Annotated in this window: 19 protein-coding genes; 9 read left to right on the forward strand and 10 right to left on the reverse strand. The window is 73.0% G+C overall.

The window, feature by feature from the left end:
* The first annotated feature begins 142 nt into the window (after positions 1–142).
* On the forward strand, positions 143–766 hold the full coding sequence (locus AAC944_RS11640; protein WP_030617819.1) for a TetR/AcrR family transcriptional regulator: 624 nt from the start codon (positions 143–145) through the stop codon (positions 764–766).
* Here the strand turns inward: AAC944_RS11640 and AAC944_RS11645 are convergent.
* Positions 754–3,777, reverse strand: a complete 3,024-nt coding sequence (locus tag AAC944_RS11645; RefSeq protein ID WP_030617821.1) for a bifunctional [glutamine synthetase] adenylyltransferase/[glutamine synthetase]-adenylyl-L-tyrosine phosphorylase — start codon at positions 3,775–3,777, stop codon at positions 754–756. The genes AAC944_RS11640 and AAC944_RS11645 overlap by 13 nt on opposite strands.
* Before the next feature lie 66 nt (positions 3,778–3,843).
* Positions 3,844–5,205 (reverse strand): type I glutamate--ammonia ligase, encoded by a 1,362-nt coding sequence (gene glnA, locus AAC944_RS11650; RefSeq protein WP_030617823.1) that lies wholly within the window; start codon positions 5,203–5,205, stop codon positions 3,844–3,846.
* A 348-nt stretch (positions 5,206–5,553) separates the two neighbouring features.
* Between glnA and AAC944_RS11655 the strand changes: the two genes are divergently transcribed.
* The 4 genes from AAC944_RS11655 to AAC944_RS11670 all read left to right on the forward strand — a co-directional run bounded on the left by AAC944_RS11655 (position 5,554) and on the right by AAC944_RS11670 (position 11,323).
* On the forward strand, positions 5,554–6,642 hold the full coding sequence (locus AAC944_RS11655; protein WP_078888690.1) for a trypsin-like serine peptidase: 1,089 nt from the start codon (positions 5,554–5,556) through the stop codon (positions 6,640–6,642).
* Positions 6,643–7,268: 626 nt separating this feature from the next.
* Positions 7,269–8,903: a multicopper oxidase family protein gene (locus AAC944_RS11660; RefSeq protein WP_030617834.1), complete on the forward strand. Its 1,635-nt coding sequence runs from the start codon at positions 7,269–7,271 to the stop codon at positions 8,901–8,903.
* A 111-nt stretch (positions 8,904–9,014) separates the two neighbouring features.
* Positions 9,015–10,766, forward strand: a complete 1,752-nt coding sequence (locus tag AAC944_RS11665; protein WP_030617837.1) for an NAD+ synthase — start codon at positions 9,015–9,017, stop codon at positions 10,764–10,766.
* Between the two features lie 77 nt (positions 10,767–10,843).
* A complete protein-coding gene (locus AAC944_RS11670; protein ID WP_030617840.1) occupies positions 10,844–11,323 on the forward strand; it encodes a nuclear transport factor 2 family protein in 480 nt (159 codons plus the stop codon).
* 103 nt (positions 11,324–11,426) lie between these two features.
* Here the strand turns inward: AAC944_RS11670 and AAC944_RS11675 are convergent, their stop codons facing one another.
* The 4 genes from AAC944_RS11675 to AAC944_RS11690 all read right to left on the reverse strand — a co-directional run bounded on the left by AAC944_RS11675 (position 11,427) and on the right by AAC944_RS11690 (position 16,606).
* A complete protein-coding gene (locus AAC944_RS11675; protein WP_030617842.1) occupies positions 11,427–12,635 on the reverse strand; it encodes an MFS transporter in 1,209 nt (402 codons plus the stop codon).
* Positions 12,636–12,865: 230 nt separating this feature from the next.
* Complete coding sequence (locus AAC944_RS11680; protein WP_063759984.1) at positions 12,866–13,786, reverse strand: endonuclease/exonuclease/phosphatase family protein; 921 nt, start codon at positions 13,784–13,786, stop codon at positions 12,866–12,868.
* A gap of 423 nt (positions 13,787–14,209) precedes the next feature.
* Positions 14,210–14,890 (reverse strand): TetR/AcrR family transcriptional regulator, encoded by a 681-nt coding sequence (locus AAC944_RS11685; protein WP_051871955.1) that lies wholly within the window; start codon positions 14,888–14,890, stop codon positions 14,210–14,212.
* Positions 14,891–14,929: 39 nt separating this feature from the next.
* A complete protein-coding gene (locus tag AAC944_RS11690) occupies positions 14,930–16,606 on the reverse strand; it encodes an MFS transporter (RefSeq protein WP_078888691.1) in 1,677 nt (558 codons plus the stop codon).
* Positions 16,607–16,812: 206 nt separating this feature from the next.
* Here AAC944_RS11690 and panB point away from each other — a divergent pair, with 206 nt between their 5' ends.
* From panB to AAC944_RS11705, 3 genes are all read left to right on the forward strand, one after another.
* Positions 16,813–17,727: a 3-methyl-2-oxobutanoate hydroxymethyltransferase gene (gene panB / locus AAC944_RS11695; protein ID WP_030617851.1), complete on the forward strand. Its 915-nt coding sequence runs from the start codon at positions 16,813–16,815 to the stop codon at positions 17,725–17,727.
* Positions 17,728–17,925: 198 nt separating this feature from the next.
* A complete protein-coding gene (locus AAC944_RS11700) occupies positions 17,926–18,954 on the forward strand; it encodes an ATP-binding cassette domain-containing protein (RefSeq protein ID WP_030617853.1) in 1,029 nt (342 codons plus the stop codon).
* Complete coding sequence (locus AAC944_RS11705; protein WP_030617856.1) at positions 18,951–19,781, forward strand: ABC transporter permease; 831 nt, start codon at positions 18,951–18,953, stop codon at positions 19,779–19,781. The genes AAC944_RS11700 and AAC944_RS11705 overlap by 4 nt, the downstream gene beginning before the upstream one ends.
* A gap of 113 nt (positions 19,782–19,894) precedes the next feature.
* On the opposite strand, the gene AAC944_RS11710 is transcribed toward AAC944_RS11705, so the two are convergent.
* On the reverse strand, positions 19,895–23,686 hold the full coding sequence (locus AAC944_RS11710) for an AfsR/SARP family transcriptional regulator (protein WP_030617859.1): 3,792 nt from the start codon (positions 23,684–23,686) through the stop codon (positions 19,895–19,897).
* A gap of 238 nt (positions 23,687–23,924) precedes the next feature.
* Complete coding sequence (locus AAC944_RS11715) at positions 23,925–24,479, reverse strand: DUF6578 domain-containing protein (RefSeq protein WP_368397151.1); 555 nt, start codon at positions 24,477–24,479, stop codon at positions 23,925–23,927.
* 145 nt (positions 24,480–24,624) lie between these two features.
* Here AAC944_RS11715 and AAC944_RS11720 point away from each other — a divergent pair, with 145 nt between their 5' ends.
* Positions 24,625–25,413, forward strand: coding sequence for a site-2 protease family protein (locus AAC944_RS11720; RefSeq protein WP_030617865.1), 789 nt, complete (start codon positions 24,625–24,627; stop codon positions 25,411–25,413).
* Between the two features lie 46 nt (positions 25,414–25,459).
* Here AAC944_RS11720 and AAC944_RS11725 read toward each other — a convergent pair whose 3' ends face one another.
* Positions 25,460–25,711, reverse strand: a complete 252-nt coding sequence (locus tag AAC944_RS11725; RefSeq protein WP_030617868.1) for a hypothetical protein — start codon at positions 25,709–25,711, stop codon at positions 25,460–25,462.
* Between the two features lie 107 nt (positions 25,712–25,818).
* The gene (npdG, locus tag AAC944_RS11730; RefSeq protein WP_030617870.1) at positions 25,819–26,523 is read right to left on the reverse strand and encodes an NADPH-dependent F420 reductase; all 705 of its coding nucleotides are present in this window, start codon (positions 26,521–26,523) and stop codon (positions 25,819–25,821) included.
* Positions 26,524–26,574 lie beyond the last annotated feature (51 nt).

Genomic DNA, 26,574 nt, shown 5'->3' on the forward strand with positions numbered 1-26,574 from the left:
GCGGGAGAGGGGGTGGGCGGTCCGGCACGAACGCGGGTGGAACGGCAGCTTGACCGCGGGCGAAAACCTAAAGCCTTTCGGTTTTCGGTAATGTAGCCGCCGCCGTACGATTCCGGAAGACCTCACGGGCGGGAGATCAGAGATGGGGCGGCCGCGGAAGGCCCTGCTGGACCGGGAGCGCATCGGCGCGACGGCGCTCGAACTCGTCGACGACAAAGGCGACTTCAGCGTGCCGGAGGTGGCCCGCAGGCTCGGCGTGCAGACCGCCTCGGTGTATCACCATGTGGACGGCCGGGCCGGCGTGATCGAACTGCTGCGGGAGCGGATCACCGACGAGATCGACCCGGGCACGCTGGACGGCGTGGCCTGGGACGTGGCCCTGGAGAGCTGGGCGCGCTCCTACCGGGCGGCGTTCGCCGCCCATCCGCGTGCCATCCCGATGCTCATGACCTCACCGGTGCGCGCGCCGCGCGTGCTCGCGCAGTACGAGACCGTGGCCGGGCTGCTGCTGGCGGCGGGCTTCGCCCCGTCCCTCGTCCTGCCGGTCATCACCGGCCTGGACAACATCGTGCTGGGCTCGGCCCTGGACATGTCGGCGCCGGACACCATGTGGGACGTCAGCGCGGGCGTCGAGGTCCCCCGGCTGGCCACGGCCCAGGCCGCCACCGGCCCCTCCCGCGCCGACCAGGCCTTCGACCTGACCCTGGCGGGCTTCCTCGGTCACTGCCGGGAGCTGCTGAGAACCGGCCCGCGTCAGGCCCCGTAGAACAACTCCTCGACGACGCCGCGCGCCCGCCGGGTGGTCCGCCGGTAGTCGTCCAGCATCTCCCCGACGTGCCCCTCCTCGTACCCGAGGTAGCGCCCGACCGCGGCCAGCTCCCGGGCATCGCCCGGGAACGTGTCGCCGGGCCGGCCGCGTACCAGCATCACCGCGTTCCGCACGCGCGTGGCCAGTACCCAGGCCTCGTCCAGCGTCCGGGCCTCGTCCTCGCCGATCAGCCCGGCGGCGCGCGCCGCGGCCAGCGCCACCCGGGTCCGGGTGGTGCGCAGCTCCGGCAGCTCGTGGCCGTGCCGCATCTGGAGCAGCTGGACCGTCCACTCCACGTCGCTCAGGCCGCCGCGCCCCAGCTTGGTGTGCATCGTCGGGTCGGCGCCGCGCGGCAGCCGCTCGGACTCCATCCGGGCCTTGAGCCGGCGGATCTCGCGCACCGCATCCTCGCTCAGCCCCTCGCGCGGGTAGCGGAGCGGGTCGGCCAGCTCGATGAACCGCCGCCCGACCGCCTCGTCGCCCGCGACCGGCTCGGCCCGCAGCAGCGCCTGGGCCTCCCAGGTCAGCGACCAGCGGCGGTAGTACGCGGCGTAGGAGGCGAGCGAGCGCACCAGCGGGCCCGTCTTGCCCTCCGGGCGCAGATCGGCATCGATCAGCAGCGGCGGGTCGGCGGAGGGCAGCTGGAGCAGCCGGCGCATCTCGTTGGCCACCGCGAACGCGGCCTTGGCGGCCTCCTGCTCGTCGGCGCCCTCCCGCGGCTCGTGCACGAACAGCACGTCCGCGTCCGAGCCGTAGTTCAGCTCGTGGCCGCCGAAGCGGCCCATGCCGATCACGGCGAAGCGGGTCGGCAGGGTGTCGCCCCACTGCTCGCGCACCGCGGCCCGCAGCGCGCCCGCGACCGTCGCGGCGTTCAGGTCGGAGAGCGCCGAGCCCACGGCGTCCACGGCCTGCCCGTGGTCCTCCTCGGCGGGGCTGGCCTCCGTACCGTACGCGCCGATCAGGTCGGCGGCCGCGGTGCGGAACAGCTCACGGCGGCGCACTCCGCGGGCCGCCGCCACCGCCTGCTCCGCGCCGTCCGCGCGGCCGACGGCGGCCAGCACCTCCTGCTCCAGCGCGGCCCGGCCACGCGGCTTGAGCCCGTCCGGCGCGCCGAGCAGCGCCACCGCTTCGGGGGCGCGCAGCAGCAGGTCGGGGGCGAGCCGGCCGGCCGACAGCACCCGCGCCAGGTTCTCCGCCGCCGCGCCCTCGTCACGCAGCAGGCGCAGGTACCAGGGCGTGTTGCCGAGCGCGTCGGAGACCTTGCGGAAGCCGAGCAGCCCCGCGTCCGGATCGGCGGAGTCGGCGAACCAGCCCAGCAGCACCGGCAGCAGGGTCCGCTGGATGGCGGCCTTGCGGGTGACGCCGGAGGCCAGCGCCTCCAGGTGGCGCAGTGCGGCGACCGGGTCCTCGTACCCCAGTGCCTCCAGGCGCTGCCCGGCGGCCTTCGCGGAGAGCCGGATCTCGCCCGGGTCCAGTACGGCGACGGCGTCGAGCAGCGGGCGGTAGAACAGCTTCTCGTGCAGCCGGCGCACCTCGCGCGCGTGCCACTTCCACTCCTTGCGGAGGGTGTCGACGGGCTCGGTGCGCATGCCGAGCGAACGGGCGAGCCTGCGCAGTTCGTGCTCGTCCTCCGGCATCAGGTGCGTACGGCGCAGCTTGTGCAGCTGGATGCGGTGCTCCAGGGAGCGCAGGAAGCGGTACGCCTTGTCCAGCGCCGCGGCGTCCTGGCGGCCCACGTAGCCGCCGGCCGCGAGGGCTTTCAGCGCGTCGAGCGTGGTGGCGCTGCGCAGCGTGGCGTCACTGCGGCCGTGCACCAACTGGAGCAGCTGCACGGCGAATTCCACGTCCCGCAGGCCGCCGGGGCCGAGCTTGAGCTCGCGGTCGACCTGGCCGGCGGGGATGTTGGCGACGACCCGGCGGCGCATCTGCCGTACGTCGGTGATGAAGTTCTCGCGCTCGGCGGCCTGCCAGACCAGCGGGGTGACCGCGTCGACGTACTCCTGCCCCAGCTCCGGGTCGCCGGCCACCGTCCGGGCCTTCAGCAGTGCCTGGAACTCCCAGGTCTTGGCCCAGCGCTGGTAGTACGCGAGGTGGCTGCTGAGGGTGCGCACGAGGGGGCCGTTGCGGCCTTCGGGGCGGAGGTTGGCGTCGACGGGCCAGATCGTGCCCTCGGGCGTGACGTCGGAGCAGACCCGCATCATGCGCGCCGCGAGCCGGGTGGCGGCCTGCAGCGCGTCGGACTCCTCGACGCCGTCCTTGGGCTCGGCGACGAAGATGACGTCCACGTCGGAGACGTAGTTCAGCTCGTGGCCGCCGCACTTGCCCATGCCGATGACGGCGAGCCGGCTGACGGCCGCGTCCCCGGGCTGCTCCTCGGAGGCGATCTCCAGTGCGGCCCGCACCGTGGCCGTGGCCAGGTCCGCCAGCTCGGCAGCGGTCTGCGCCACGTCCGTCGTGCCGCAGACGTCACGGGCCGCGATGCCCAGCAGCGCGCGGCGGTACGCGACCCGCAGCGCGTCCTCGCGGGACAGTTTCGCGCCCCGCTCGCCCCAGATGCCCTCGGCGAGCGCCTGCTCGAACTCCGGGGTGGTGGGGTGCAGGTCGACCGACTCGTACGTGGCCAGCGTCTCCCAGTCCCTGGGGTGCCGTACGAGGTGGTCGGCGAGCGCCTCGGAGGCGCCCAGCACGCCCAGCAGCCGGTCCCGCAGCGGCTTGGCGGCCACCAGCGTGGAGAGCAGCCGCTGCTGGTCCTCCTGCGGCTGCGCCTCGGCCAGCCGGACGAGCTCTCTGAGCGCCTGGTCCGGGTCGGCGGTGGCCCCGAGCGCTTCGAGGAGCACCGAGTCGGACCGTACGGAGGACAGTTCGGGGGCGTCCAGCAGCTTCCCGGCTGCCTGCGGGTCGGTGAATCCGTACCGCAGCAGCCGGGTGAACGTGCTGCTCCGCCGTCCCTGCGGAGCGGGAAGTGCCATCGGGCGGTTGCCTCTCGGAGAACCTGCCGGATCGGTTTTTCAGATGAATGCGCGGCGTCGGCGCCGCTAGAGCACGGGCAGCATCTTGCGCAGCTCGAAGGCGGTGACCTCGGAGCGGTACTCCTCCCATTCCTGCTTCTTGTTGCGCAGGAAGAAGTCGAAGACGTGCTCGCCGAGGGTCTCCGCGAGGAGTTCGCTGCGCTCCATGAGGGAGATGGCCTCGCCGAGGTTCTGCGGCAGCGGCTCGATGCCCAGCGCGCGCCGCTCGGCATCCGACAGGGCCCACACGTCGTCGTCGGCGCCGGCGGGGAGTTCGTACCCCTCCTCGATGCCCTTGAGTCCGGCGGCCAGCAGCACCGCGTACGTCAGGTAGGGGTTGGCACCGGAGTCGATGGAGCGCACCTCGACCCGGGTCGAGCCCATCTTGCCGGGCTTGTACATGGGGACCCGGATCAGTGCCGAGCGGTTGTTGTGACCCCAGCAGATGTACGAGGGGGCCTCGCCGCCGGCGCCCGCCGGGCGGTTGGCGCCGCCCCAGATCCGCTTGTAGGAATTCACCCACTGGTTGGTGATCGCGGAGGTCTCCGCCGCGTGCCGCAGCAGGCCCGCGATGAAGGACCGGCCGACCTTGGAGAGCTGGTACTCGGCGCCCGACTCGTGGAAGGCGTTGCGGTCGCCCTCGAAGAGCGAGAGGTGGGTGTGCATGCCGGAGCCGGGGAACTCCGAGAACGGCTTCGGCATGAAGGTCGCCTGCACGCCCTGCTCCAGCGCGACCTGCTTCATGACGAGCCGGAAGGTCATGATGTTGTCGGCGGTGGACAGCGCGTCGGCGTACCGGAGGTCGATCTCCTGCTGGCCCGGGGCGCCCTCGTGGTGGCTGAACTCCACCGAGATGCCCATCGACTCCAGCATCGTGATCGCCTGGCGCCGGAAGTCCATGCCCACGTTCTGCGGGGTGTGGTCGAAGTAGCCGGAGGAGTCGGCGGGGGTCGGCCGGCCGCCGTCCACCGGCTTGTCCTTGAGCAGGAAGAACTCGATCTCGGGGTGGGTGTAGAAGGTGAACCCGAGGTCGGAGGTCTTGGCCAGGATGCGCTTGAGGACGTAGCGCGGGTCGGCGTACGACGGGGAGCCGTCCGGCATCAGGATGTCGCAGAACATCCGGGCGGTGCCCGGGGCCTCGGCGCGCCACGGCAGGATCTGGAAGGTGCCGGGGTCCGGCTTGGCGATCATGTCGGACTCGTAGACCCGCGCGAAGCCCTCGATGGCCGAACCGTCGAAGCCGATGCCCTCGTCGAAGGCCTGCTCCAGCTCGGCGGGGGCCACCGCGACCGACTTCAGGAAACCGAGCACATCGGTGAACCACAGCCGTACGAAGCGGATGTCGCGCTCCTCCAGCGTGCGGAGCACGAACTCCTGCTGCTTGTCCATGTTCACCAATCCTTGCAGGTCGAACGGCCTGTCCACGCCCTTGCCCCGGGGCGGGGCGCGGCACGCCAGTATCGCGTGCGGGGGTTACCGTCACATTACGTTGTCGCGGCCCCTTCGGGCAGGCCCGGGGGACGCACGGGGTTTCGCGGTCCCCTGCCGTTCCGGCCAAACCCTTGACGCGCCCCTGACAGCGACGCCAGGGCGGTGGGACCCTGCCTCTGCACGGCGCTGTCCTCCGCACCGCGCGCAGCGCTGATCCGCACCGCCCGCTCCGCTCCGGGCCGCCGGCCGGCGGCCCGTACGTCGTGGCCCGCGGCACCCGCGTGGCCATCGCACCAGGGGGTACGCGTGAGACACACCGCCCAGGACGCCGGCACCGACCGGCGCCACCGCTCCCGCACGGCCGCCCGCACGGCCTGCAGAACCGTTGCGGCACTGTTCGCCGCCGGCGCGCTCGGCGCCACGGCACTCGCGGCACCGGCCACCGCGGCCGACCGGCCCGGCTCCGCACCGGCCGCTTCCGTCCAGGACACGAAGAAGCAGGACACGAAGAAGCACGACGCGAAGAAGGCGGCCGCCTACTGGACCGCCGACCGCATGCGCGCCGCGAAACCGCTGGACCTGCTGTCCGGCGTGCGCAAGAAGCTCACCGGAACGGCGGCCCGCGCCACGGCGGACGCGATACCGCGCGGCAAGAAGACGACCGTCGCGCCCACCCTGCCGCTGCCGTCCGTGCGCCTGCCCTCCCTGAAGGCGTTCCCGCAGGCCGGTGCCCCGTGGACCGGCGGCGGCAAGGTCGTCCGGACCACCGGCCGGGTGTTCTTCACCTACCAGGGCCGCCAGGCCTCCTGCTCCGGCGACGCGGTGACCAGCCAGAACGGCAGTACGGTCCTCACCGCCGGGCACTGCGTGAAGCTGGACGGTGCCTGGCACACCAACTGGGTCTTCGTGCCCGCCTACCACGACGGCCAGGCCCCGCACGGCAAGTGGGCCGCGACCAAGACCCTCGCCACCCCGCAGTGGACCGCGAGCGAGGACATCAACTACGACATCGGCGCCGCGGTCGTCGCCCCGCTCGACGGCAAACGGCTCACTGACGTGGTCGGCGGCCAGGGCGTCGCCTTCAACACCGGCTACAACAAGAAGATGTACGCGTTCGGCTACCCGGCGGCCGACCCGTACGACGGCAGCAAGCTCATCTACTGCAGCGGCAACAGCACCAAGGACCCGCTGCTCACCAAGGACCACGCGCTGACCTGCAACATGACCGGCGGCTCCAGCGGCGGCCCGTGGTTCGAGTCGTTCGACGAGACGACCGGCACCGGCCTGCAGTCATCGGTGAACAGCTTCGGCTACACCTTCCTGCCCAACGTGATGTTCGGGCCGTACTTCGGCGACGACGCGAAGAACCTCTACCACCAAGCACAGGGGAGCTGAGCCCCGGACGCGCTTCCATACCCCGTGGGGGTAAGGTGCTGCGGTAGGTCCGTCCGTCCGTACCCCTGCCCCCGCGGGAGCCCCCGATGCGCGCACAGCGGAAGGCCGCCGCCTGGTGCGGCCGGCTGCTGCTGTTCGCGGCGCTGGTGGCGGGCATCGTCACCATGCACACGTTCGGGCACCCGATGCAGCACGGGGAGGGCGCCGCGCCGAGGGCGGCACACGCCGCCCCCATGGACGCCGCGCAGCCTCCCCCCGCCCACGCCGAGCACGCCCGCGCCGAGCACGCCCACGGCCACGCCTCCGCACCCGGCCCGCACGGCATGGACCCCGGATCGGTCTGCCTGGCCGTGCTCTCCGTCGGGACGCTCGCGCTGCTGACCGCCGCCGGACTGCTCGTCCGGCGGCGCCCCGCCGGGCTGTCCGCCGCGGCGCCGGCCCGCCTGCTGCGTGCCCTGTGGCCGATACCGCCGCCCCCTCCCCCGGCACAAACACCTCGCCCGCCTCTCCGTGCTGCGCGTGTAGCAGCGCCCGGCCGCCGACACCCGTACCGGCTCCCCGCCGTACCCGTCAGCGGCCCGCGCGCCCTGCTCATCCACCCGCACCACATCACGAGGTGTTCCACCATGCGTACGCACACCCGCCGCGCCGTGCTCGGCGCCGGCCTCGCCGCCACGGGCGGCAGCCTGCTCGCCGCCTGTTCGTCCGGCTCCACGTCCGGGAAGGGCCACTCCGGCCACTCCGGCCACTCCGGCACCGACGGGCGGACCGTCGCCCGCCCCGTGGGCCCCGACGGCTTCGTGTCCCCCGACGGCAAGGAGGTCGCCGCGGCCGAGAAGGCCCGCGCCAGGAAGGGCGGCACCGTCCGGAAGGTCGCCCTGACCGCCGCCGCCACCCGCCTCGACCTCGGCGGCCGTACGGTCCGCAGCTGGGCATACGGCGACGCGCTCCCCGGCAAGGAGATCCGGGCCACCGCGGGCGACACCCTCGCCCTCACCCTCGCCAACCACCTCCCGCAGGCCACGTCGATGCACTGGCACGGCCTCGCCCTCCGCAACGACATGGACGGCGTCCCGGACCTCACCCAGCGCGCCGTCAGGCCCGGCGGGTCGTTCGAGTACCGCTTCACCACCGCCCACCCCGGCACGTACTGGTTCCATCCGCACTCGGGCACCCAGCAGGACCGGGGCCTGTACGCGCCGCTGATCGTCGAGGACCCCAAGGAGCCGCTGAAGTACGACAAGGAGTGGGTCGTCGTCCTGGACGACTGGGTCGACGGGGTGGACGGCTCCACCCCGGACGCCGTGCTCGCCGAACTCCGCAAGGGCATGGGCGGCATGGACCACGGTGACATGGACCACGGTGACATGGGCCACGACATGTCGGCCATGTCGATGACGTCGAAGACGGCGGCCGCGGCGGGTGACGGCCCCTCCCGGATGACGATGGGCGCCACCAGCAAGCTGCTCGGCGGTGACGCGGGCGATGTGGCGTACCCGTACTACCTGGTCAACGGGCGTACGGCGACGGACCCGCAGACGTTCAGGGCCCGGCCGGGCGACCGCATCCGCATCCGCCTGATCAACGCGGGCGGCGACACCGCCTTCCGGGTTGCGCTCGGCGGCCACGCGATGACGGTCACCCACACCGACGGCTTCCCCGTGGCGCACCAGGACACCGACGCGCTGCTGCTGGGCATGGGTGAGCGCTACGACGTGCTGGTCACGGCCGGGGACGGCGCCTTCCCGCTCACCGCGCTCGCCGAGGGCAAGAAGCGCACCGGGCTGGCCGTGCTGCGCACCGGCGGCGGCGCCGCGCCCGACGCCTCCGTACGCCCCGCCGAGCTGTCCGGCAAGCTGCTGACCGCGGACCGCCTGAAGGCCGGTCCGTCCGTACGGCTGCGGTCGCGCACGCCGGACCGCACCGTGACGTTCGACCTCACGGGTTCGATGGCGAAGTACGACTGGGCGCTCAACCGGCTGCCGTACGACCCCGACCAGCGCTACCCGGTCCGTGCGGGGGAACGCGTACGGCTCTCCTTCCGCAACCGGACCACGATGTGGCACCCGATGCACCTGCACGGCCACACCTTCGCGCTGGGCGGCGGCAGCGGCCCGCGCAAGGACACCGCGATCGTGCTGCCCGGTGAGACCGTGCACGCCGACTTCGACGCCGACAACCCGGGCCTGTGGATGCTCCACTGCCACAACGTCTACCACTCGGAGTCCGGGATGATGACGGTCCTCGGCTACCGCAAGTAGGCCGCCGGCGCCCGCGGATCCCCGCACCGGAGGTGCGGGGAACCGCTCCGGCAACACCCCCGAAACGCCGGCGCCCCCTATAACGTCAGTGCGACGATTACACTCGGCCGCGTGCCCCGACTTCGACTCGCTCTGCATCAGGCGGACTTCTGCGTGGGTGACATCGCGCGGAACGCCGAAACGATCGTGCGCCGGACCCGGGAAGCCGCCGGACGGGGAGCGCACCTGGCCGCGTTCCCCGAGATGGCGCTGACCGGCTATCCCGTGGAGGACCTCGCGCTGCGGCCCTCCTTCGTCGAGGCGAGCCGCGACGCGCTGCGCGCCCTCGCCGCCCGGCTGGCCGACGAGGGCCTCGGCGGGACCGCCGTCGTCACCGGCTACCTGGACCGCTGCGAGCAGGCCCGGCCCCGGTACGGACGGCCCGCCGGCGCCCCGCAGAACGCCGCCGCCGTGCTGCACCGCGGCCGGGTGGCGCTCACCTTCGCCAAGCACCACCTGCCCAACTACGGCGTCTTCGACGAGTACCGGTACTTCGTGCCCGGCGACACCCTCCCCCTCGTCCGGGTGCACGGCGTCGACATCGCCCTCGCCATCTGCGAGGACCTGTGGCAGGACGGCGGCCGGGTCCCGGCGGCCCGTACGGCGGGCGCCGGCCTGCTGCTGTCCGTCAACGCCTCCCCCTACGAGCGGGACAAGGACGACACCCGGCTGGAGCTGGTGCGCAAGCGCGCCCAGGAGGCCGGCTGCACGACGGCGTACCTGGCGATGACCGGCGGCCAGGACGACCTGGTCTTCGACGGCGACTCGATCGTGGTCGACGCGCACGGCGAGGTGCTGACCCGGGCCCCGCAGTTCACCGAGGAGTGCCTGCTCCTCGATCTGGACCTGCCGGCCGCCGCGGCGGAACCGCCGTCCGGCGTCGTGGACGACGGCCTCCGCATCGACCACGTCACCCTCTCCGCCGACCCGCTGCCGCCGTACGAAGCGCTGTCGCCGCCCGCCCCGGCCCCCCGCCTGGACGCGTCCGAGGAGATCTACGGCGCGCTGGTCATGGGCCTGCGCGCCTACGTCACCAAGAACGGCTTCCGCAGCGTCGTCATCGGGCTGTCCGGCGGCATCGACTCGGCGCTGGTCGCGGCCGTCGCCGTCGACGCCCTCGGAGCTGCGCAGGTGTACGGCGTCTCCATGCCGTCCCGGTACTCCTCCCAGCACTCCCAGGACGACGCCGCCGAACTGGCCCGCCGCACGGGGCTGCACTACCGCACGGTCCCCATCGGGCCCATGTTCGATGCCTACATGCAGTCCCTCCCGCTCACCGGCCTGGCCGAGGAGAACCTGCAGTCCCGCATCCGCGGCACGACGCTCATGGCGATCTCCAACCAGGAGGGCCACCTCGTCCTGGCCCCCGGCAACAAGTCCGAGCTGGCGTGCGGCTACTCGACGCTCTACGGCGACTCCGTGGGCGCGTACGGCCCGATCAAGGACGTCTACAAGACGACCGTCTTCCAGCTCGCGAAGTGGCGCAACCAGGCGGCAGCGGAGCGCGGCGAGACACCGCCCGTCCCGGAGAACTCGATCACCAAGCCGCCCAGCGCCGAGCTGCGCCCCGGTCAGGTCGACACCGACTCGCTGCCCGACTATCCGACGCTCGACGCGATCCTGGACCTGTACGTCGACCGGGACCTCGGCCATCAGGAGATCATCGCCCGCGGCTTCGCCCCGGAGCTGGTGACCCGTGTCCTGCGGCTGGTCGACGCGGCCGAGTACAAGCGCCGGCAGTACCCGCCGGGTACCAAGATCTCCGCCAAGGGCTTCGGCAAGGACCGCCGCCTGCCGGTGACCAACCGGTGGCGCGAGGGGTGAGACACCGCGTATCGGAACGGGCTCGGCCTCCGGAACGGGCTTGACCTCAAGCGCACTTGAGGCTGTTGGCTCGTGCCATGACCACTTCACAGGATCATGCCGAGATCACCCTGCTCGTCAGCCGCTTCTTCCGCGCCCTGGACGAGCGGAAGTTCGACGCGGGGTGGGCCCGCGCCTACGTCACCGACGACGTCCGTACGGTGACGCCGATCGGCCTCGCGGAGGGCGCCGCCGCGGTGCGCCACACCGAGGAGGCGATCGGGCGGTTCGCCCGGACCCAGCACGTCTCCGCCGACGTCCTCGTCGACGCCGACGCCGCCTCGGGAACGGCCACCGCGTCCTGGAACGCGCTGATGACCCATGTGCACCACCCCGCCACCCTGGAGCGGCGCGGCCCGGACGCCGACCCCCTGTTCACCGTGGGCGGCCGCTACGACGCGCAGCTGCGCCGCACGGACGACGGCTGGCGGATCTCCCGGATGTCCGTCGAGGCGATCTGGACCACGGGACAGCCCCCGGTCCTGCCCGAGGGCGTGGAGCCGGTACTGCCGCGGTGATCGCCGCCGGGAACGGAAACGGCCTCGACCGCGACGGATACGGAAACGGCCGGCAGGACGCCACGGGGGCGCCCTGCCGGCCGGGTCGTCCGGACCGCCTGGCTCAGCCGAGCCGGGCGGGTTCGTGCCGGGCCTTGTCGTCACTGGTGGCAACGATGCGGGACCGGTTCGGCGAGCGGTCCATCAGAGCGGCCGTCACCGCGATGGAGAGGCCGACGACCGCCAGGACCGCGCCGACCAGGGTCGGGGAGGTCCAGCCCCAGTCCGCGGCAATCGCGACGCCGCCGAGCCAGGCACCGCCCGCGTTCGCGAGGTTGAACGCGGAGTGGTTGGACGCGGAGGCGAGCGTCGGGGCGTGCTCGGCCTTGTTCATCACCAGCATCTGGAGGGGTGTGGTGGTCATGAAGCCGACCGCACCCAGGATCACGACCGTGACCAGCGCCGCCCACTTCACGTGCACGGTGAAGTCGAAGACGACGAGGGTGACGGCGAGGGCTCCGAGCGCGCCGAACAGCGTCGGGCGCAGCGCCCGGTCGGTCAGCGGGCCCGCGGCGAGCGCGCCGAGGGTCATACCGATGCCGAAGAGGGCGAGCACGACGGGGACGGTCCCCTCGCCGAAGCCGGTGACCTTGGTCATCATCGAGGCGAGGTAGCTGTAGACGGCGAACACGCCGGCGAAGCCGAAGACCGCGGTGAGCAGGCCGAGCAGCACCTGGCGGTTGCCGAGGGCCCGGATCTCCTGCCGCACGCCGTTCTGCTCGTCGCGCGGTACGTGCGGGACGAGCTTGGCCAGCGAGGCCATGGCGATCAGCCCGATGGCGGCGACGACCAGGAAGGTCGCGCGCCAGCCGAGGTGCTGGCCGAGCAGGGTCGCGGCGGGCACGCCGACGATGTTGGCCACGGTCAGACCGAGGAACATCGTGGCGACCGCGCGGGCCTGGCGGCCCTCCTTCACCAGCCGGGCCGCGACGACCGCGCCGACACCGAAGAACGCACCGTGCGGCAGACCGGCCAGCAGCCGGCCCGCGACGAGCATGCCGAAGTTCGGGGCGAGCGCGGACGCGAGGTTGCCGGCCGTGAAGACCGCCATCATGAGCAGCAGCATCCGCTTGCGGGGGATGCGCGAGCCGAGCGCGGTCAGCAGCGGGGCGCCGATGACGACACCGATGGCATAGGCGGAGACGAGGTAGCCGGCGGTGGGCACGGAGGTGCCCAGGTCGTCCGCGACGTTGGGCAGCAGGCCCATCATCACGAACTCGGTGGTGCCGATACCGAAGGCCGAGATCGCGAGCGCGAGCAGAGCCAAGGGCATGTGTGACCTTTCGGGATCAAAGGGAGGCGCGCCCACGGTGGCGCGCGCGAGACAGGGACAGCGTTAAGTTCTATCCGGGAACAAAGTCTCTCAGGGTTTTCATTCCTGCGCGCGAACAGGGCGTTACGGGGACAAGTCCCGGCCCCGGAAGAGGGAAAAATGAGGGAAACACCGCGGGGCGGGACCACTCCCGTGGTCCCGCCCCGCGGCCTCTCGCCGTCGCCGACGGCTCAGATCTTGAAGGACGCCGCCAGCGGAAGGTGATCGCTGCCCGTCGACCTCAGCGTCCACGCCGACGCCGGGTCCACGCCCTTGACCATGATCTGGTCGATCCGGGCCATCGGGAAAGCGGCCGGCCAGCTGAAGCCGAAGCCGTCACCGGCCGCGCCCTGCGCCGACCGCATCTGCGCCGTGACCGGGGCCAGCGACCGGTCGTTCATCGTGCCGTTCAGGTCGCCGAGCAGCACGACCTTGGACAGCCGCTCCTGCGCGATGGCCTCGCCCAGCGCCGCGGCACTCCGGTCCCGCTGGTTCGCGGTGAACCCGGCCTTGACCTTCACCCGGACCGAGGGCAGGTGCGCCGCGTAGACCGCGACCCGCTGCCCGTCGGGCGCGGTGACCGTGGCGCGCAGGGCCCGCGTCCAGCCCATCTTGATGTCCACCGGGCGGGCGTCGGAGAGCGGGTACTTGCTCCACACGCCGACCGTGCCCTGGACCGTGCGGTACGGGTACTGCTTCGCCAGCGCCGCGCGGTACTCGGGCAGCGCCTCGGCGGTCAGCTCCTCCAGCGCGATCACGTCGGCCCCGGAGGAGGCGACCTGGCGGGCCGTGCCGGCCGGGTCGGTGTTCGCCGCGTCGACGTTGTGCGTGGCCACCGTCAGATTGCCGGCGTTGCCGGACTTGTCGGTGAGCTGCCCGGCGAAGAGGTTCGCCCAGACGACCGCCGGCAGCACGAGTGCGACCAGCGCGGTCGCCGAGCGCCGCAGCAGGGCCGCGACGAGCAGCACCGGAACGCCCAGCCCCACCCACGGCAGGAAGGTCTCCAGCAGGCTGCCGAGATTGCCCACCGAATTGGGGACGTCGGCGTGCAGGACCATCAGCAGGCCGAGCACCACGGCGAGCGCCGCGAGCACGATCCCGCGCCGCCACATGCCCTCGCGACGCCACCAGCCGGACAGACGGCCCGTCCGGCGGCCGGTCCCGTCGGGGTCCGCGCCCCGGCCCGCCTCCGACATGTACGCCTGCGTCATCCCGATGCCCTCACTGCCGTACTTCGTGCGCCCCGCCTGGCCACCGACCCTAGGGCCTTCGACCATAGGCGACGCTCAGCCTGTGCTGTCCCCTCAGGGGACGATGCACGACTGGCCAGGAGTTCCGCGGCCGCCCGCACCGACAGGTGCTGTGACAGAACGGGCATGAAGCGCTCATGGAGCGGTCGGATTCGGGCGCGGATTCGGGCGCGGGAAGATCATTCTGCCTGCCGCCCGGGACGGACCGCAACGCCGCCCGGTAGGGACCGCAAGGCCGCCCCGGGCCGTCCCGTAGCCGCCCCTGCACGGCCGGTACCCCGGGGCTCACGTACGCGGGCGCACCCCGTCCAGGACCGTGTCGACGATCTGCTCGGCGAGCCCCTCGGGCAGTTCCTTCCACTCGTGCAGCAGCGCCCGGGAGAGCATCGGCGCCACGAAGAGGTCGGCGAGGACGTCGATGTCGCAGTCCCCGCGGATCTCGCCGCCGGCGATCCCGCGCCGCAGGACGGCCAGCAGCGCGTCACGGCGCGCCTGGACGACCGTGTCGTGGTACTCACGCCACAGCTCGGGCTGCGCCTTGACCTGGGTGATCACCGTCCGCATCAGAGCGGAGTTCCGCTTGGCCAGGCCGCGGCGGCGCAGAAACTCCAGCAGCGACACCAGGTCGTCGCGGACCGACTCCCCGGGCAGCTCGGGGTTCTCCTCCTCCAGCGAGCGCATGACGTCGAGCATCAGGTCGGTCTTGCCGGACCAGCGCCGGTACACCGTAGCCTTGCCCACGCCCGCCTCCCTGGCGATGCGCTCCATCGACAGGTCGGCGAGCGGGACGTCGCGCTCCAGGAGGTCCAGCACGCTCTCGATGATCGTGGACTCCAGTGCTTCGTTGCGCGGCCGCCCGGGCCTCCGGACGGCCGCCGCGCAGGAGGGCCCGGCCGCGGCGGACGGTTCCGCCGCGGTCCGCTCCGCCTCGTCGGCCGGTGTCCCGTCCCGTTTCGCGCTCGTCACGCCTGGCCCGCCTCTCGTTCCGTACCGCCCGGGGAGCCGTTACGGCCGCCGCCCCGTGGGAGCAGTCTCTCGCGGCGTCTCCTGGGGCGGCCCGGCAGGCCGGTCGGCCGCCCTGCCGGGCAGGAACAGGCCGACGACCAGCGCACCGACGACGGCGACCGTGGCGGAGCCGAGCGCGGTGACGTGCATGGCGTGCACGAAGGCGTCGTCGGCCGCGGCGGCCAGCTGCCGCCCCGCGGGCCCCAGCTTGTCGGCGACGCCGAGCGTGGCCTCGATGGACTCGCCCGCCGCGTGCCGCGCCGCGTCCGGCAGGCCCGGTACGGCGTTCAGCGTGCCCTCGATGTCGTTGCGGTAGGTCGCGGACAGCACGGAGCCCAGGACGGCGACCCCGAGCGTGCCGCCGACCTGCCGGAACGTGTTGTTCAGCGCCGACCCGGAGCCGGCCTTCTCGCGCGGCAGGGACTGCATGATCGAGACGGTGACCGGCGGCATGATGTGCGCCATGCCGGTGCCCTGGAGGAAGAAGAGCACTTCCAGCACCCAGATCGGGGTGTCCGTGCCCATCAGGACGAAGCCGGACATGGTGACGGCGACGAGCAGCATGCCGACCGTGCAGACGACGCGGGCGCCGAAGCGGTCGACGACGTGCCGGGCCCGCGGCGCGAAGATCATCTGAGCGGCGGCCAGCGGCAGGAGCAGCAGGCCCGCCTGGAGCGGGGAGAAGCCGCGCACGCTCTGGATGTAGAAGACCATGAAGAACGTGACGCCCATCAGCGCGAAGAAGACCAGCGCGATGGCGGCGACGGCCGCGGAGAAGGCGGGCTTGCGGAAGTAGCCGATGTCGATCGACGGATGGTCGATGCGCTTCTCGTAGAGCACGAAACCGGTCAGGACCAGCAGGCCGCCGAGGACCGTACCGAGCACCTGCGGGTCGGTGAAGTCGGCGAGCTGGCCGCCCTTGATGATGCCGTACACCAGCAGCACGAGGCCGACGACGGACAGCAGCACGCCCACCGGGTCGAGCCGGCCGGGCCGGGGGTCCTTGCTGTCCGGGACCAGGAGCACCATCGCGGCCAGCGCGATCAGCACGATCGGCACGTTGACCAGGAAGACCGAGCCCCACCAGAAGTGGGCGAGCAGCAGGCCGCCGGCGATCGGGCCGATCGCGATGGCGAGGCCGACGCCACCGGCCCAGATGCCGATGGCCTTGGGCTGCTCGTCACGCTCGAAGACGTTCATGAGGATGGCGAGGGTGGCCGGCATGACCAGCGCGCCGCCGAGGCCCATCACCGCGCGGAAGGCGATCAGCTGGCCGGGCGAACCGGACACGGCGGCCAGCACGGACCCGAGGCCGAAGATCACCAGGCCGGTGAGCAGGATCTTCTTGCGGCCCAGCCGGTCACCGAGGAGCCCAGCGGTGAACAGCAGGCCCGCGAAGACCAGCGTGTAGGAGTTGATCGCCCACTCCAGCTGGCTCTGGCTCGCGCCGAGGCCGGTGGGGGCAGGGGTGGCGATCGTCTTCATCGCCACGTTCAGGATCGAGTTGTCCAGCACCACGATGAGCAGGCTGAGCATCAGCACCGCGAGGATCGCCCACCGGCGGCGGTGGATGTGCTCGGGCACCTGCCGGGCGGCGCCCGACGCGGCTGTGCCCGGGCCGTCGGAGGGACTCCCGGCGGCACCGGCGCCGGGCGGAGAAGCGGATGAACGTGCCATACGACTCAGCGTACGCCAATATCGATACGGCACCGTTCCGTATCGTTAGCTGTACGTGGCACGTAACGCTGCGGGGCACTCTGCTCCTCGCCGGGGAGGGGGCGCCGGGCCCTCTTCCACCGGTCCGCTGTGGCGTGTCAGCATGGGCAGTGAGTCCGGGGACGCCGTCAGGGCGCCTCGAGATGACCTGAACAGGAGCCGTCGTCATGACGCAGATCTCGCCTGCCCAGACGCAGGACAAGAAGCAGGGGACACAGGACGGGAAGCCCGGCGCCGACCCGAAGGCCACCGGGGTCAAGTCGCTCTACGGCGGCACCCGCTCCCGCCGCGTCACCGTCCGCGACATCGCCGCCGCCAAGTCCCGCGGCGACAAGTGGCCCATGCTCACGGCGTACGACGCGATGACCGCTTCCGTCTTCGACGACGCGGGCATCCCCGTCCTGCTCGTCGGTGACTCCATGGGCAACTGCCACCTCGGGTACGAGTCGACCGTCCCCGTCACCATGGACGAGATGACACTGCTCTCCGCCGCCGTCGTACGCGGCACCGAGCGCGCCCTCGTCGTCGCCGACCTGCCCTTCGGCGCGTACCAGGAAGGCCCCGTCCAGGCGCTGCGCAACGCCACCCGGCTGGTCAAGGAGGCCGGCGTGGGCGCGGTGAAGCTGGAGGGCGGCGAGCGCTCGGCCGACCAGATCAAGCTGCTGGTCGACGCCGGCATCCCGGTCATGGCCCACGTCGGGCTGACCCCGCAGTCGGTCAACGCCTTCGGCGGCTACCCGGTGCAGGGCCGCGGCGAGGAGGCGGCCCAGCAGCTGCTGCGGGACGCCAAGGCGGTGCAGGACGCGGGCGCCTTCGCGGTGGTCCTGGAGGCCGTACCGGCCGAACTGGCCGCCGAGGTCACCCGCTCGCTGCACATCCCCACGATCGGCATCGGCGCGGGCCTGGACTGCGACGCGCAGGTCCTGGTCTGGACGGACATGGCCGGCATGACCAAGGGCCGGGTGCCGCGCTTCGTGAAGCAGTACGCGGAGCTGCGGAACGCACTGGGCGACGCGGCGAAGGCCTTCGCGGAGGACGTCGTCGGCGGCACCTTCCCGGCGGAGGAACACACCTTCCACTGAGCCCTGGGGGCCGGGGTACCAGCGCTCCACCCCTCCGCGGCGCACGGGGCGCCGGCGAACTTCGCCGGCGCCCCGTCGGCGGTTCCTGCCGCCCCGGGGAAGGGGCTGTCGGTCGTCTGTCGGTGGGGCGCAGGGGGCTGGCCTGGGCTGTAGGCGCTCTGTCGGGGCATTGTCAGTGGTGCCTGTCACTGTGGACCCATGACGCAGAACACTCACTCCGCCGACGGCCGCACGGCCGTCCAAGTCCGGGGCCTGGTCAAGCACTTCGGCGACGTCAAGGCCGTCGACGGGGTGGACCTGGACGTGCGGGAAGGCACGGTCATGGGCGTGCTCGGGCCGAACGGCGCGGGCAAGACCACGCTCGTGCGCTGTCTCTCCACCCTCCTCGTGCCGGACGCCGGCACGGCCGTCGTGGCCGGGTACGACGTCGTGCGCCAGCCGCGCGCCCTGCGCCGCACGATCGGCCTGACGGGGCAGTACGCCTCCGTGGACGAGAAGCTCTCCGGCCGGGAGAACCTCTACATGATCGGCCGGCTGCTCGACCTCTCCCGCAAGGACGCCCGGACCCGCGCCGACGAGCTGCTGGAGCGGTTCTCGCTCACCGAGGCCGCCAAGCGCCCCGCCGGCAAGTACTCCGGCGGCATGCGCCGCCGCCTCGACCTCGCGGCGTCGATGATCGGCAGGCCCGCCGTGCTGTATCTGGACGAGCCGACGACCGGCCTCGACCCCCGCACCCGCAACGAGGTCTGGGACGAGGTCAACCACCTCGTCCGCGACGGCGCGACGGTCCTGCTGACCACGCAGTACATGGAAGAGGCCGAGCGGCTGGCCGATGAGCTGACCGTCGTCGACCGCGGCCGGGTGATCGCCGAGGGCCAGGTGGACGAGCTGAAGGCCAAGGTCGGCGGGCGCACGCTGCAGATCCGCCCGGCGGTCGGCGGCGAGCTGGACCGGATGGTCGGCGCGATCACGCAGGCCGGCCTGGACGGCATAGCCGGCGCCACGGCGGACCACGAGGACGGCGTGGTGAACGTCCCGATCATCAGCGACGAGCAGCTGACCGCGGTGGTCAACGTCCTCGGCGAGCGCGGCTTCGCGCTGGCCGGCATCAACACCCACCTGCCCAGCCTGGACGAGGTCTTCCTGGCCATCACCGGCCAGAAGACGTCCGAGACCGAAGCGCCCGCCGAGCCGGCGGACGCCCAGTACGAGGAGGTCGCGGCATGAGCGCCGCAACGATCACGGCGCCCGTCGCGAAGCCCGGGGCCGCCGAGGGCCGGATCGGCCTGCGGGCCAACCTGCGCCACATCGGCGCGCTGGTGCGGCGCAACGCCCTGCAGATCAAGCAGGACCCGGAGTCGATGTTCGACGTCCTGCTGATGCCGATCATCTTCATCCTGCTCTTCGTGTACGTCTTCGGCGGCGCCATCGCCGGCAAGGGCAATCAGCAGGAGTACGTCCAGTACCTGGTCCCCGGCATGATGGCCATGATGGGCATGAACATCGCCATGGCGGTCGGCACGGGTGTCAACGAGGACTTCCGCAAGGGTGTGATGGACCGCTTCCGCACGATGCCCATCGCGCGGTCCTCGGTCCTCATAGCCAAGATCGTCGTCGAGATCGGCCGGATGCTGATCGCCACCGCGATCCTGCTGTGCATGGGCTTCCTGCTCGGCATGGAGATCAGGGGCTCGGTGCCGGAGTTCGTCGCGGCGATCGTGCTGTCGACCGTCTTCGGCGCGGCGCTGATGTGGATCTTCATCCTGCTGGGGCTGTCGGTGAAGACGCCGCAGGCCGTGCAGGGGATGGCGATGCTGGTGCTGATGCCGCTGCAGTTCGGCTCGTCGATCTTCGCGCCGCCCACGTCGATGCCCGGCTGGCTGGAGGGGTTCACGAAGGTCAACCCCCTCTCCAACCTCGCCGACGCGGCCCGCAGCCTCCTGGGCGGCCAGGGCCCGGTGGCCCAGCCGGCCCTGATCACACTGGCCTGGGCGATAGGCATCACGGCCGTCACCATGCCGCTGGCGGTCCGGAAGTTCCGCTCGAAGACCTGAGCACGGGGCCGATGGGGCCGGCCTTGTTCCGACCTCCCCCGGATGTCGGCACAAGGCCGGTCAGCTGGAGCTCGGATCAAGGTCAGCTGGAAGTAGATCGAGGACAACCAAGGTCAGATCAGGGCCAGCGCGTCGTCCAGGGTGAGGGCGGCACCCGCGGCGTGGGCGGCGGTGTACGCCGGTCCGTCGAGGACGGCGCGTACGGCCTCCTCCGCCGCGGCGCGGCTGAACGAGGTGATGCGCGGCGTGTGCCGACGGGGCGCACGCAGCGCGTCGAAGGCGCCCAGCAGCCGGGCGCCGTCCGCCGCACCGGCCTCGCCGCCCGTCAGGGCCAGTACGCGGGCCGCGACGAGCAGCTGGGACAGCGGCAGGTCGGGAGCGATCGTCTGGGTGAGGGGGTCACGCATCTTGGCGACGGCCCCGCGCAGGGCGGTCAGTACGCCGTCGTACCGGCCCTCCTCCACGTCCAGCGCGGCGAGCGCTCCCTCGACCATGCCGAGGAACATCTCCGGCGCGAACCGGTCGACGTACTCCTCCCGCACCCGCTCCAGATGGTGCCGGGCCTCGCCGTGCCGGCCGACCGTCGTGAGCCAGGTGGCGAGCTGCACGCGCGCGAACGGCATGGCGTCACGGTTGCCGTGCTGTCCCTCCTCCAGCACCTCGCGCAGCAGCCGCTCCCCCGTCTCCACGTCGCCCGACTCGGTGAGCACGCCGCCCAGCCGGGTCTTGAGCAGCGGGAGCTGGCCGTGCGCGCCGAGCTCCGCCGCGTACCGCATCGCGGCGCGGTAGTCGTCGGCGGCGAGGCCGTACTCCCCGTCTCCCTCGCGGGCCTCACCGCGCCCGGCCAGTGCCTCGGCGACCCCCCACGCGTCGCCGATCCTGCGGAAGATCGCCAGCGCCTCGTCGGCGTCGCGGGCCGCCTGTGGAAGGCCGCCGGGCCGGTCGTTCTGGATCTTCGCCCGCAGCTGGAGGATGAACGCCAGCTCCCAGTCGTAGCCGAACTCCCGGCAGCCGCGTACGGTCTCGTCGGCCAGGCCGACCAGGTCGTCGACGTGGCCGGTCAGCATGACCGCGAAGAACCACATCACGCCCGGCACCCGGCAGGTCTGCGGCAGGCCGCCGCGGTAGGCGGCGACCACGCCGCGCAGCTCCTCCTGCTGCTCGGGCCGCTGCAACGCCCGCATGTCGTTGTCCTCGTTGGCCAGCGCGACCAGCCGGACCTCCCGCCGGGCTTCGAGGAGCTGCTCGGGCGGCATCGGCGGCGGGGCGTCGATGGGGCGCTCGTGCAGAGGCGGGGCCGGGGTGACCGGCGGCAGGAAGGGGTTGGGGCCGAGCCCGGCGGCGGCCGCGGTCCAGGTGCGGCCGTCGCCGCGGTGGTCGCGCAGCGTCCAGAACCACTGGAGGGAGAGGACGAGGCAGAGCGCCTCGTGTTCGTCGCGGGCGGCGACGGCGCGCCGCAGTGCGGTACGGAGGTTGTCGTGCTCCTGCTCCAGCCGGTCCAGCCAGTGGCGCTGCTCGGGGCCGCGCAGCAAGGGGTCGGCCGTACGGGCCAGCTCGCGGTAGGCGACGAGGTGCCGCCGCTCGGCCGCGCCCCGCTCCCCCGCCTCGTCCAGCCGCTCCCCGGCGTACTCCCCGACGGTCTCCAGCAGCCGGTACCGCATCTCCCCGTCGGCCGACGGCCCGGCCACCACCAGCGACTTGTCGACAAGCGAACCGAGCAGCGGAGCCACGTCCCCCGGTGCGACGAGCCGCCCGGCCCGGTCGGGCGATGCGCCGGTCGTGTCCTGCCGGCCAGGCGCCTCCCGACCGGGTGTGCCCGGGTCTACAGGCGTGCCCGGACCACCAGGCATGCCCGGCCCGCCGGACCTGCTCGCACCGGCAGGCGTGCCCGAAGCACCGGGCGTGCCCGGACCGGCGGGTGCGTCTTCCGCGGGGGCGGCCGCGTCGGCGCGGACGGCGGTGGGAGCCGAGTCGGGTGGGGCGACCGGGGCGGCGGCCGGGCCGTCCGGAGTCGCCGAGGTGTCCGAGAGGCCGACGGTGTTCGGGGTGTCCGGAGTCGCCGAGGTGTCCGGGAGGCCGGAGGTGTCCGGGGCATCCGGGGTGTCCGCGCAGACGGATTCCGCCGCGGTGAGGTCCGTGCCGCCGGAGAAGACGGAGAGGCGGCGGAGGACCGCGCGTTCGGGGGCGTCGAGCAGGTCCCAGGACCAGTCGACGACCGCGCGCAGCGTCTGCTGACGCGGCAGTACCGTACGGCTGCCGCTGGTCAGCAGCCGGAAACGGTCGTCCAGCCGGTCCGCGAGCTGCCGCGGCGCGAGCGACCGCAGCCGGGCCGCGGCCAGTTCGATGGCCAGCGGCAGGCCGTCCAGCCGGCGGCAGATCTCGGCGCACGCCTCCGGGTCGTCCTCGATCCGGAAGCCGGGCCGGGCCGCGGCACCCCGGTCTGCGAGCAGGCGCAGCGCGACGGGATCGGGCAGCGGTTCCACCGGCCGGACGAGCTCACCGGGCACGGCGAGCGGTTCCCGGCTGGTGGCCAGCACGCTCACGCCGGGGCACTCGGCCAGCAGCCGTTCCGCGAGCAGGGCCGCCGCGTCGATGACGTGCTCGCAGTTGTCCAGCACGAGCAGCATGCGGCGGCCCGCGCAGTGCTCGGCGAGCTGCGCGAGCGGGTCGAACGCGAGCGGATCGGCGGCGGCCCGCAGCCCCTCGGCGGCGCCGCCGCGTACGACGGTCTCGCGGGCGCCGAGTGCGGTGAGGACGGCCTCCGGCACCGTACCGGGGTCCTGCACGGGGCCGAGCTCGGCGAACCACACGCCGTCCGGCCAGGCGCCGGGCTCGCCGGCCGCCGCGGCCTCCGCGCCTTCCTGCGACAGCCGCGTCTTCCCGGCGCCGCCCGGCCCGAGCAGCGTCACGAGACGGTGGGCCGACAGGTCGGCGCGCAGGGTGTGCAGCTCCGCCTCGCGCCCGACGAACGATGTCAGCCGCGCGCGCAGGTTCCCGGCCCGCCGCCGGGACTGTGGGGACGAGGACGAGGACGAGGAAAAGGAAGAAGAAGACGAGGACGAGGACGAGGGCAGGCCGGGCGCCGAACCCGGCGGCGGGGTCGCCGGGTGAGCCCCCGGGCCCGGCGTGGGCAGGGGCGCCGAGGCTGCCTCCAGGAGTTCGGCGTGGAGGGTGCGGAGGGCCGGGGACGGGTCGGTGCCGAGACGGTCGGCGAGGTCGGCGGCGAGGCGGGCGTACGCGTCCAGCGCCTCGGCCGTGCGGCCCGTGTCGCGGAGGGCGCGCAGCCGCAGAAGGTGCAGCGGCTCGTCGAGCGGGTGCCGGCGGCAGAGCGCGGTGAGGGCGGGGAGCGCCTCGTCCGCGCGGCCGAGCGCGAGGTCCGCTGCGAGGCGGACGCGCCGCGCGTCCAGGCGCAGCCGTTCGGCCCCGGCCGCCTCCGCGACCGCGTCCGGGAGGTCGGCGAGGGCGGGGCCGCGCCACAGTGCCAGCGCGTCGTCCAGCAGTGCGGCGGCCTTCGCCGGGTCGCCGTCCGCGAGCGCGCGTTCGCCCTCGCCCGCCAGCCGCTCGAAGCGGTGTAGGTCGACGTCGTCGGGGGCGGCGGCCAGGTAGTAACCGCCGGTCACGGAGACGACCGCCGCGTGGCCGAGGGCCCGCCGCAGCCGTCCGACGAGCGCCTGGAGCGCGGCGCCCGCGTCCCTCGGCAGGCCACCGCCGGACGGCCCGTCCGGCACCGCGTACCCGTCCGGCCCCGGGCCCCAGACGTCGGCGATCAGGGTGTCGGCGGTACGGGGCCGCCCCGGTGTGAGCGCGAGGGCGGCGAGGAGTGCGCGCAGGCGGGCGCCGCCGAGGGCGACGTCGGTTCCGTCGTCCCGGCGTGCCTGGGTCGTCCCGAGGATTTCGTAGCGCACCGGCCCATTGTCGTCCACGCCCCGGATGCCTCGCCCGTCCCCCACCGCTGCCCGCTCCCCCGTCATCCCCCTCGCCCCCGGCATTGCCCGTACTCCCCCGACTCCCACATGCTCCGTGCGCCACTCGCCGCGGCCCGGCCCCGGGGCTCAGCTTCCCCCGGCCCCGGGGCTCAACCTCCCCCGGCCCTGGGCTCAGCCTCGGCCGGCCCCGGGGCTCAACCTCCCCCGGCCCCAGGGCTCAGCCTCCGCCGGGCGCGTCGGCGCGCGCACCCGCAGCCCCGGCCGCGGCACCGGCGGGCGGCCCCACCTCCAGCTCCACCAGGACGCCGCTCTCCCCCACGTAGTGGTCCGGGCGGTGGCCCGCCGCCCCGTCGGCCCGGCCGTCGGCGAACCACTTCGGGCACGTACGGACCGGACGCAGGTGGCGCTCACCGGGCACGGCCTCGTACGTATGGGTGCCGGGCGGCCGCCGGTAACCCTGGAGGACCATCTGGATGGAGCGGACCAGGCCGGTGATCGCGGACGGGTCCTCGGGGCCGGGGCCGTGGTTGTTCAGCTCCCAGTCCCACATCCGGTCCTTCGCGCGGCCCGTCGCGCGCTTCAGTGTCCAGGTGACCCGGTCCCCCACGGAGAAAGGGGTGCCGCAGCACTCCATCTCCCAGTCCTCGTAGAAGATCCGCAGCACCTCGCCGGACGGGCCGTCACCGGACGGGCCGTCACCGGACGGCACATCGGCCCCCGACGCATCGTCGGCGGTGTTCGGGGGAGAAACGTTCTCGGCGGGTTCTGACATCGGATCGAACATGGGCACCAGACTGCCTGGAACCACCGGCAGCCCGCTCGTCGTTTTCCGAGTACGATCCGCCGCCTCCCCCACGCGGGGCCCCGTCCCCCGTACGCCTCCCGCCCCCTCCCCCCCCCCTCAGGAGCACCGCACGATGACCACCGCAGTCCGGCGCGCGGACCAGCGCGTCAGTCCCGTCTTCCTCGCGCTCGTCGCCGTCATGGCGGTCTCGGGCTGGGCCGTGTGGACGGGGAAGCTCGCCGCGAGCACCGGCTTCGCCGTGTTCCTGTTCGTGGTGTCCGGGTGGATCGTCTCGCTGTGCCTGCACGAGTACGCGCACGCCCGTACGGCGCTGCACAGCGGCGACATCTCGATCGGGGCGAAGGGCTATCTGACCCTGAACCCGCTGAAGTACACCCACGCGCTGCTCAGCATCGTGCTGCCGGTGATCTTCGTGATCATGGGCGGGATCGGGCTGCCGGGCGGCGCCGTCTTCATCGAGCGCGGCCGGATCAGGGGCCGCTGGCGGCACAGCCTGATCTCGGCGGCGGGCCCGCTGACGAACATCCTGTTCGCGGCCGTCGTGACCGCGCCGTTCTGGCTGGGCGCGATGGGCGGCGTGCCGGCGCCGTTCAGGTTCGCGCTGGCGTTCCTCGCACTCCTCCAGGTGACGGCCGCGATCCTGAACTTCGTCCCGGTGCCGGGGCTGGACGGGTACGGCGTGATCGAGCCGTGGCTGCCGTACACGCTGCGGCGGCAGGTCGAGCCGTTCGCGCCGTTCGGCCTGATCGCGGTCTTCGGACTGCTGTGGGTGCCGGGGGTGAACCAGGTGTTCTTCGAGGCGGTGCACGCGATCCTGGGGGCGCTGGGCGTCTCGGACCTCGACACCTACCTCGGGCAGGAGTTCTTCCGCTTCTGGCAGGGCGAGCCGCAGATGTACTAGTCAGGGAGGGGAGGGACGGGGCGGACCCCCGGTTCCTGAGCCTGCTCTAGCCCTGGGCCTGCGCCTGGGCCTGGGCCTGGGCCTGGGCCTGTTCCTCCGCCGCCGCCCGCTCCGCCTTGGCGCGGCGCAGGTAGAACCACGCCATGTTGCTGGAGACGCCGGCCACCAGGACCCATGCGATGCCGATGAGGTTGCCCGCCACGAAGGACACGACGGCCGCGGCGACCGCGAGGACGCAGACGACGAGGGCGAAGACGGCGAGGCGCCGGGCCGGGCCGGAGGAGGGCAGGGCGGGCATGGGAGGGGGCTCCTGTCAGAGGTACTGCGGTACTGCGGTCTCCTCCAGTGTCCCCCATGCCCCGGTTCGGCCCGCCCCCCGGGCCCGGCGGCGCGGCGCCGCGCCCGTCACATGTCCGTGAGCCGCAGCCCCGCGTGCACCTTGTAGCGGCGGTTGGTGGAGATCAGGTTCGCGACCAGGGACTCCACCTGGTGGGCGTTGCGCAGCCGGCCCGCGAAGACGCCGCGCATGCCGGGGATGCGGGCGGCCAGCGCCTGGACCACGTCCGTGTCGGCCCGCTTCTCGCCGAGCACCATCACGTCCGTGTCGATCTCCGCGACCTCCGGGTCCTGGAGGAGCACGGCGGAGAGGTGGTGGAAGGCGGCGGTCACCCGGGAGTCCGGGAGGAGCGCCGCGGCCTGTTCGGCGGCGCTGCCCTCCGCCGGCTTCAGCGCGTAGGCGCCCTTCTTGTCGAAGCCGAGCGGGTTCACGCAGTCCACGACGAGCTTGCCGGCCAGCTCCTCCCGGAGCGACTCCAGCGTCTTGGCGTGGCCGTCCCACGGTACGGCCACGATCACCACGTCGGAGCGGCGCGCGCACTCCGCGTTGTCCGCGCCTTCCACCCCGTGGCCGAGCTCGTCGGCCGCCGACTGTGCCCGTTCGGCCGCACGCGAGCCGATGATCACCTTCTGGCCCGCCCTGGCGAACCGGTACGCCAGCCCCCGGCCCTGGTCACCGGTGCCGCCGAGTACGCCGACGACGAGCCCGGACACGTCCGGGAGGTCCCAGGGGTCCTTGGCCGGTGCCTTCTTCTGCTCTCCATCAGTAGTCATGCCAGCGATACTGGCACGCGGTGCCGTACCGCACACGGGCGGCAGGCCGCG

It is taken from the genome of Streptomyces sclerotialus (genome assembly GCF_040907265.1).
GTDB lineage: Bacteria > Actinomycetota > Actinomycetes > Streptomycetales > Streptomycetaceae > Streptomyces > Streptomyces sclerotialus.